9 protein-coding genes are annotated in these 7,378 nt (G+C 68.9%); 1 reads left to right on the forward strand and 8 read right to left on the reverse strand.

All coding sequences use genetic code 11. The features are described 5' to 3' along the window. The 6 genes from ACFWF3_RS17130 to ACFWF3_RS17155 form a co-directional block, all read right to left on the reverse strand. The coding region (locus ACFWF3_RS17130) for an FAD-dependent oxidoreductase (protein ID WP_379314424.1) at positions 1 to 733 on the reverse strand (733 nt) is incomplete at its 3' end. Positions 734 to 785: 52 nt separating this feature from the next. Beyond that, entirely contained in the window at positions 786 to 1,427 is a 642-nt protein-coding gene (locus ACFWF3_RS17135) for an ABC transporter ATP-binding protein (RefSeq protein WP_379314425.1), read from the reverse strand. Next, positions 1,427 to 2,353 (reverse strand): ATP-binding cassette domain-containing protein, encoded by a 927-nt coding sequence (locus ACFWF3_RS17140; protein ID WP_379314426.1) that lies wholly within the window; start codon positions 2,351 to 2,353, stop codon positions 1,427 to 1,429. Before ACFWF3_RS17140 ends, ACFWF3_RS17135 begins: the two co-directional genes overlap by 1 nt. 76 nt (positions 2,354 to 2,429) lie before the next feature. Then, entirely contained in the window at positions 2,430 to 3,188 is a 759-nt protein-coding gene (locus ACFWF3_RS17145) for an ABC transporter permease (RefSeq protein WP_379314430.1), read from the reverse strand. Between the two features lie 145 nt (positions 3,189 to 3,333). Next, positions 3,334 to 4,365, reverse strand: a complete 1,032-nt coding sequence (locus ACFWF3_RS17150; RefSeq protein WP_379314431.1) for an ABC transporter permease — start codon at positions 4,363 to 4,365, stop codon at positions 3,334 to 3,336. Next, positions 4,326 to 5,909, reverse strand: coding sequence for an ABC transporter substrate-binding protein (locus ACFWF3_RS17155; RefSeq protein WP_379314427.1), 1,584 nt, complete (start codon positions 5,907 to 5,909; stop codon positions 4,326 to 4,328). The genes ACFWF3_RS17150 and ACFWF3_RS17155 overlap by 40 nt, the downstream gene beginning before the upstream one ends. A 93-nt stretch (positions 5,910 to 6,002) precedes the next feature. Here ACFWF3_RS17155 and ACFWF3_RS17160 point away from each other — a divergent pair, with 93 nt between their 5' ends. Beyond that, on the forward strand, positions 6,003 to 6,335 hold the full coding sequence (locus tag ACFWF3_RS17160; protein WP_378632642.1) for an ArsR/SmtB family transcription factor: 333 nt from the start codon (positions 6,003 to 6,005) through the stop codon (positions 6,333 to 6,335). A 94-nt stretch (positions 6,336 to 6,429) separates the two neighbouring features. Here the strand turns inward: ACFWF3_RS17160 and ACFWF3_RS17165 are convergent, their stop codons facing one another. Both ACFWF3_RS17165 and ACFWF3_RS17170 read right to left on the reverse strand, forming a co-directional pair. Then, complete coding sequence (locus tag ACFWF3_RS17165) at positions 6,430 to 6,738, reverse strand: antibiotic biosynthesis monooxygenase family protein (protein ID WP_379314428.1); 309 nt, start codon at positions 6,736 to 6,738, stop codon at positions 6,430 to 6,432. A 17-nt stretch (positions 6,739 to 6,755) separates the two neighbouring features. Then, positions 6,756 to 7,202: a hypothetical protein gene (locus tag ACFWF3_RS17170; protein WP_379314429.1), complete on the reverse strand. Its 447-nt coding sequence runs from the start codon at positions 7,200 to 7,202 to the stop codon at positions 6,756 to 6,758. Between the last annotated feature and the right edge of the window lie 176 nt (positions 7,203 to 7,378).

Here is a 7,378-nt window from a genome sequence, read left to right on the forward strand (position 1 = left end):
GGCTGAATCCGGCCCGCCCGAGTTTCGCCCCGGTGGAAATGGTGTCCGGCACCGCCATCGAGTAGTCGTACCCGTCATCGGAACCGCCGGTCAGCAATTCCATCGTCTCGTCGAGATCGCGTGTGCGGTCGTTGTCGACGAGGAAATACGCGGTCTCGGTGTGCTTCAACCGAACTCGCGCGCCGATGATGATGCCGGTGAGCCCCATCCCGCCGACCGTCGCCCAGAACAGTGCCGAGTCGGGCCCCTCCGGGGCCAAGGTACGTACCGTTCCGTCGGCGGTCAGCAGATCCATCGACACCACGTGATTGCCGAAGCTGCCCTGCGAATGATGGTTCTTACCATGGATATCCGCGCCGATCGCCCCACCGACCGTCACCTGCCGGGTACCCGGCAGCACCGGGACCCACAGCCCGAACGGCAGCGCCGCCCGCATGAGCGTGTCCAGGCTGATGCCCGCGTCGACCTCGACGATCCCGCTGTCGGGATCGATGCTGTGGATGCGGTCCAGCGCGGTCATGTCGACCACCAGTCCGCCCGCGTTCTGCGCCGGATCCCCGTAACTACGCCCGAGCCCGCGCGCGATCACCCCGCGCGGTCCCGCGGTCCGCACCCGTTCGGCGATCACCGCGATGTCGGGGGTGCGCAGCACTTCGGCGACGGTCGGTGCGGTGCGGGCCCATCCGCTGAGGCTGCGGCACGCGCTGACTGGATTCGGTTGCGTGAATGTCACAGGGGCTCACGCTAAAACGGGTTCCTGTGCGCAGCCTGAGGTAATCGTGCGGTTATTGCGGAGATGCGTGCCGCGGGCTGAGGGTGCCGTCGTGCATCGTGGCGATGCGGGTGCAGGCGGCCGCGAGGAGGGGCTCGTCGTGGCTGATCAGCAGGACGCCGAGGTTGTCGTCGGCGCGCGTCATGACCAGGCGGATGATGGTGGCGGTGGTGGCCGCGTCGAGCATGGCGGTGGCTTCGTCGAGGATGAGGTAGCGGGGGTTCTGGGCGAGGGCGCGGGCCAGGCAGGCGCGTTGGAGCTGGCCGTCGCTGAGGGCGTGGGGGCGGCGGTCGAGCAGGTCGGGGGTGAGACCGACAGCGGTGGCCAGCGCGGTGAGATCGGGGACCGTGGCGCCGCGGATGCGGGCGGGCTCGGCGATGATCCGGGCGAGAGTGAAGTGTGGATTGGTTGCGGCACGGGGGGATTGAAAGACCATGGCGATGGCGCCGCGAGCCCGGCGGGGCGCCTGCCCGTCGACGGTGACAGTGCCGGAGGTGGGCGTCAGTAGCCCGGCCATGGTTCGCGCGAGCGTGGTTTTCCCCGATCCCGAGTCGCCGGTGATTCCGACGATCTCGCCCGGAGTGATCCGCAGGTCGACCCCGCGGATGACGGATTCCGAGCTGTAGCCCGCGGTGATGGAGTCGGCGATCAGCATCAGGACCTCGGTCGGCGAATCATGCGCGGCAGCTGGGGAACCAAGTGCGTCGGGCCACCCGCGTAAGGGCAGATCTCGGACAGGTTCGTCAGCGCTCGCGGGGGATGGGGGAGCGGGTGCAGGCCGTGTTCGGGCAGGGCGGCGAGCAGGTCGCGCGTGTAGTCGTGCCACGGATCGTCGAGCACGTGCGCCCCGGGGCCGACCTCCATCAGGCGTGACGCGTACATCACCGCGACAGTGTCGGCGATGCCCGCGCGGATCAGATGCCCGAGATCGTGCGTGATCAGCAGGACCGCCGCACCGTCGTCGGCGCACTCACGCAACAGTTTTCCGATCTGGTCGGTGCGTGTGCGATCGAGTCCGGAAGTGGGTTCGTCGGCGATGATCACCTCGGGGTCACCCGCCAAGGCGGCCGCTACGGCTGCCCGCTGGGCCATGCCGCCCGAGAGTTCGTGCGGATACAGGTCGAGCGCGGCGACGGAGAGCTCGGCGCGCTCGACGAGGTCGGCGGGGGTGTGTGCGGTGCCGAGCGCGGTGATCGCCTCCGCGAGTTGAGATCCGACGGTCCGTACGGGGGAGAAGTAGGTGCTCGGCGACTGGGGGACCAGGGCGATGTGACGGCCGCGATACGGCAGGTGGGCGGCGAGGATGTCGATCGGTTCGGGGGCCGGGTCCGCACTACCGAGTTGCAGGCGAACGGTCCCGGTGGTGATGGCTTCGCGTGGCAGCACACCCATCACGGCACTCGCGACAATCGACTTCCCGCAACCGGATTCGCCGACGAGCGCGGTGATCGCGCCTGCCGCGATGTCGAGAGACAGTTCGGTCACCGCGTGTACCACGCCACCGCCGCTTACCGGAATGCGGACGGTCAGCGCGTCGATGGACAGGCAGGTACCTGACTCGTGCGATCTCGCGCTGTTCATGTGGCCTCCTCGGCGGTCGCCGCGGCGCGACGTCGGCTATGGCATCCCGGCATCGGCGGGTCCTGCCGTGCTCGGTTCATCGCGGCATCCGTGCAGGTTTCGGCGGGGCCAGCAACCCGCGGAGTGACGATCCCGAGACAGCGACCGCCACCGTCGTCAGCACCAGGAATCCAGCGGGGAAGACCAGCGTCCACCACCCGCCCAGCAGCAGCGACGTGCGCGCTTCCTCCAGCAGTGTGCCCAGGCTCGGCTCGTGCGGCGGCAGTCCGAACCCGAGGAACGACAAGGTCGACTCGTGCCAAATCGCGTGCGGGAGAAGCAGAACCACCGCGATCAACGCCTGCGGGGCGACGGCGGGCAGCAGATGCCTGACCAGCAGGTGAGCGCGACTCGCGCCTGCGAGCACCGCCGCGGACACGTACTCGCGCTCGCGCAGACTCAAGCTCTCCGCCCGCACGATCCGCGCCACCTGCACCCAGTGCGTGAGTCCGATCGACAACACCACCGCCAGCGCGTTCCCCCGGAACAGCGCCACGATCACGATTCCGAGCAGCAGATGCGGCAGCGCGTTCGCGGTATCGGCGAAGCGCATGATCACCCGATCCACCCACCCACCGGCCAGCGCGGAGACAGCACCGACCAGCACCCCGATCACCGTCGACACCGCAGCCGCACACGCCGCGACCACCAGCGAGGTCCGCAATGCCGCCGCGATTCGCACGAACAGCGACCGCCCGGCCGAGTCGGTCCCGAACCACCACTGTCCGGACGGTGCCTGCCGCGCGCTCGCGAAGTCGGTCAGCCGATCGTCGACCCCACCGATCCACGGCACCATCACCGCGTACAGCACCACCGCGACCAGCACCGCCAGCGCGACACAAAGCCGCCGCTCACCGCCCGCCGACGCCCAGCCTGCACCGCGCCGCCCCTCGGCAGCTTCGCGCGGGACGTCGCGAGCACGAGCGCGCAGGCGATACCGCTCACCCATCGGCGCGCACCCTCGGATCGAGCAGCACCACCGCGACATCGGCGAGCAGCGAGCCGAGCATCACCGCGCAGGTCGTGCCGACAGTCAGCACGGCCAGCAGCGCCATGTCCAGATCCTTCGCCGACTGTACGAACGCGCCCGCGATCCCCGGCCACGAGAAGATCTCCTCCACCAGCACCGCCCCGACCACGACCTCCGGCAGTCGCGCGCCGAGGATCGTCACGAACGGGGCCAGCGAGGCGGGCAGGATGTGCCTGCGGGTGATCGTCGCGGGGTCGATGCCGCGCGTGGCGGCACCGACCACGAAATCCTCACCGCGATTGCCCGACACCGATTCCCGCACGGCCAGCAGGAGCCACGGCACCTGTGAGACGGCCAACGCGGCAGCGGGCAGCACGAGATGTCGCGCCACCTGACCGACCCCGGCCTCGGCCCCGGCGTCGGTGAGCCCGGCAGGCGGCAACCAGCCGAGTCCGACCGCGAACACGCCGATCGAGGCCAGCGACACCACGAACGGCGGTAGCCCCTGCATCACCACACACGACGTGGTGACCAGCCGATCGATCACCCCACCGCGATGCATGCCCGCCCAGACGCCCGCGCCGAGCGCGACGGCGATCGCCACGCTCATCGCGATCACGACCAGCAGCACTGTCCACGGAATCCGTTGGGCGAGCAGGGTACTCACCGGCTGGGCGAACCCGCGGGAAACACCGAGATCGCCGCTGAACAGGTCGCCGATCCAGCGTCCGTACAGCTGGTACCACGACGCGTCCAGCCCGAGCTGATCCGTGAGCATCGCCCGATCCGACGCACTCGTCGTCTCGTAGCGGGCGCCGAGATAGCCGACCAGCGGGTCGAACGGCGACACCGCCGCCGCGGCGAAGAGCGCGGCCGACACCGCGGCGAGCACCGGAATCAACGCCGCCAGTCGCCACCCGACCATGGCTCGGAGGCCGCGTCCGCGAACGCGACTGCGCCCCATCAGCGGGTCCAGGTCTGCAGCGACCACCACGGTCCCCAGGTGACGCCGTGCGCGTGCGGCTCGAGAATCGGTCCCGACATCGTCCAGGAAGAATCCTTCACCACATAGGTGTGATCGAGATGGACCAGGAAGACGTGGCTCGGATCCTGGGCGTACCGGCTCTGTACCTCCCGGTACGCGGCGGCGCGCACCGCGGGATCGACACTGCGCCGCGCGGTGTCGAGTCGCGCGTCGATCGCGGGATCCGCGTGCCTGCTCGCATTGTCGTACGGGCTACCCGCACTCGGGTCGAGCAGCGGCGAGTGCAGGGTGTTGTAGGCCTGGGTGTCGGGATCGTAGGGCTCGCTCCCGCCGCCGAGCAGGATCCCGGCCTGTGCGATGCGCGGCTCGATCCGATCCCAGGACAGCGCCTCGAGATCGACCTCGATACCCACCCGCCGCGCATCGGAGGCGAAAGCCAGTGCGAGGTCACGGCGCAACGTGTCGGTGGAGTTGTACATCACGGTGAATCGCGCGCGCACGCCGTCTTTCGCCCGCACGCCGTCGGCGCCGGCCCGCCATCGCGCACCGTCGAGGATCTGCTCGGCACGCGCGCGATCGAAGGCGAAAGCGACCGCCGGGTTGTGGGATTCGCCGTAGACCTCGGCGAAAGGCGTGTAGGCCGGGCGACCGTAGCCGCCGAGGATATTGTCGATCATCGCTTGCCGGTCCACCGCGTAGTTCAGTGCCAGCCGGACGGCCGGGTCGCCGGCGACCGGATCGCGCTCGGGCATCGACACACCGCGCCAATCCGCGGAAGTGTTGGCCTGCACCGACATCCGTTGTTCGAAGGTGGCGGCCAGCAGGGGCGGCAGTGACGTTCCGTCGAGTTCACCGGCGGCCATCCGCTGCGCGCGGGTGTTGTCGTCGGGCACGTAGAGCACCGTCAGCCGCTTGACCGAAGGCGCACCACCCCAATAGCTTTCGTTCGCCTCGAACACCGCTCTCGTCGGCTCCAGTGTTGTGAGCCGATAGGGGCCGGTGCCGATCGGGGCGGTATTGAGCGGTGATTCGGTCGCGGGCCCCGGTGTCGAGACGGACTCCGACGGCACGATCCCGATCAGCAGCTTGGTCGGGAACGCGGCATAGGGATGACGCAGGGTGAACCGCACCGACAACGGATCGACGGCGTCGACCCGGTCGATCATCGAAAACGACGACCGCACCTCCGAGGCCGACGCCGGATCCAGAATCGCCCGGTAGGTCGCCACCACGTCGGCGGCGTCGAACGCCGACCCGTCACTGAACCGCACGCCGGGGCGCAGCGGCGCCGTCCAGACAGTCGCGTCGGCGTCGGGCGTCGGCAATGCCGTTGCCAGGGCAGGCTCGAAACCGGGCAGGCCGGTGCCGCCGGTGAGCCGCAGCAATCCGTCGTAGACCTTGGCCTCGCCGGCCGCGCCGTACCCGGCGACGGGGTTGTACCCGCCCAGCTCATACGCGTCGGCGAGCACGAGCGAGTCGGTGGACCCGCTGTCGGGCGCTCCGCACGATGTCAGCGCGACCGCCAGCGCGGCTCCTACAGCGAACAGCGGCCGAGTGCGCATCCATCATCCCTACATGTTTATCTGAACAGATGAACAGATAATAGTCGCGGGCGGCGCCGTCCTGTCCACTCGGCGATTAAGCTGGGCACCGCCATGGGAGAGCCACGCACACTGCACGGGTCGCCGGTCGAACTCGGCCGTCGCGCGATCGGCGACGTCGAGATCAGGGAATGGGCGCAGCGCTTCGACCTGCTGTCGGACCCCGGCCGCCTGGAAATCCTGCTGTGTCTGCACCGCTCGCCGGGCATCAGCGTCGGCGAACTGGCCGCCGCGGTCGGCCGCAACGAGAACGCGATCTCCCAGGCGCTACGCGTGCTGCGGCACGAGGGGTGCGTCACCTCGAGTCGCGAAGGCCGATCGGTCACCAACCGGCTCACCGACCCGATCATCCACGAAATTCTCCACACCATCGGCGCGAAGCATTGACGTCGAGAATCCACTGCTCGCAGGATTCGGCCGCGCCGGAACCCGCCTCGGCAGGGCCGTCGCGGGGTTCCGGCGCATTGTGAATGCTTGTCGCTCAGGAGAACTCGGCGACCACCTCGTACAGGGCGGGGTTGGCGCGCGCGACCTGACGCGCCTGGTCGACCGAGGCGACGACCGTCGGGTTACGTCCGGCGGCCTCGCAGGCCTCGGCGCTGTCCCAGTGCGCGATGTTCACCAGCTGGAATCGCGAATCGGGCAGCAAGGCACGGTGCAGGCGGACATCGCGGAAACCGGGGGCGGTGCGCATGTGCGCGGCTCGTTCGCGCCACTGCGCGACGAATCCCTCGATGTCGTCGGCGGAAACCTCGATCACATTGATGAAAGTGACACCCTGGTCGGTCATGGGGAGCTCCTGTTCGGTCACGCGGTGGATCCGGGACGGACGATCATGAGAACGACCACGGCCGTCCACAGCAGGTTGTAGATACCCGCGAGCATCGACAGCACCCGCAGGCGCTTGCCGTCGTCGGGCTGGTCGAGGGCTTCGCGCTGCATCGGAACGATCTGCACGGCGAGCAGCCCGCCTGCCACTGCGGTCGTCACCATCGCGGTGGTGATCCAGATTTCGTTCATCCGGCCCTGGATCGTGGCCAGCACGATGCCGATCACCGGCACGATGATGGCGAGTTTCGCGTAGTTCCCGGTGATCCGGTGCATGGCGGCCGCGACCGGCCTGCTGCGCACCGATTCCGGATCGGGCGCGCCCGCGACCGGCGCGTACCGGGGAAAAAGACTGGTGGCGACCGCTGAGCCGCCGACGAAGACGATGCCCGCGAGCACATGCACGGACAACAAGACGTGTTCCAACTACCGACTCCCTCCGACCTTCAATGTGCTTGAAGCCTAGCTCGAGTTTCAGCCACATTGAAGGTCGGATTCGTCACGCCTCAGGTCGAGGGGGAATCGTCCCGGCGAACGCGTCGACGATCGCTGCTCCGACCCGCCGCAGAATCGGATCCGATTCCGCCCCGAACAGCTGGGTG

The sequence above is a fragment of the Nocardia sp. NPDC060220 genome, from assembly GCF_042727815.1.
In the GTDB taxonomy this organism is placed as follows: Bacteria; Actinomycetota; Actinomycetes; order Mycobacteriales; family Mycobacteriaceae; genus Nocardia.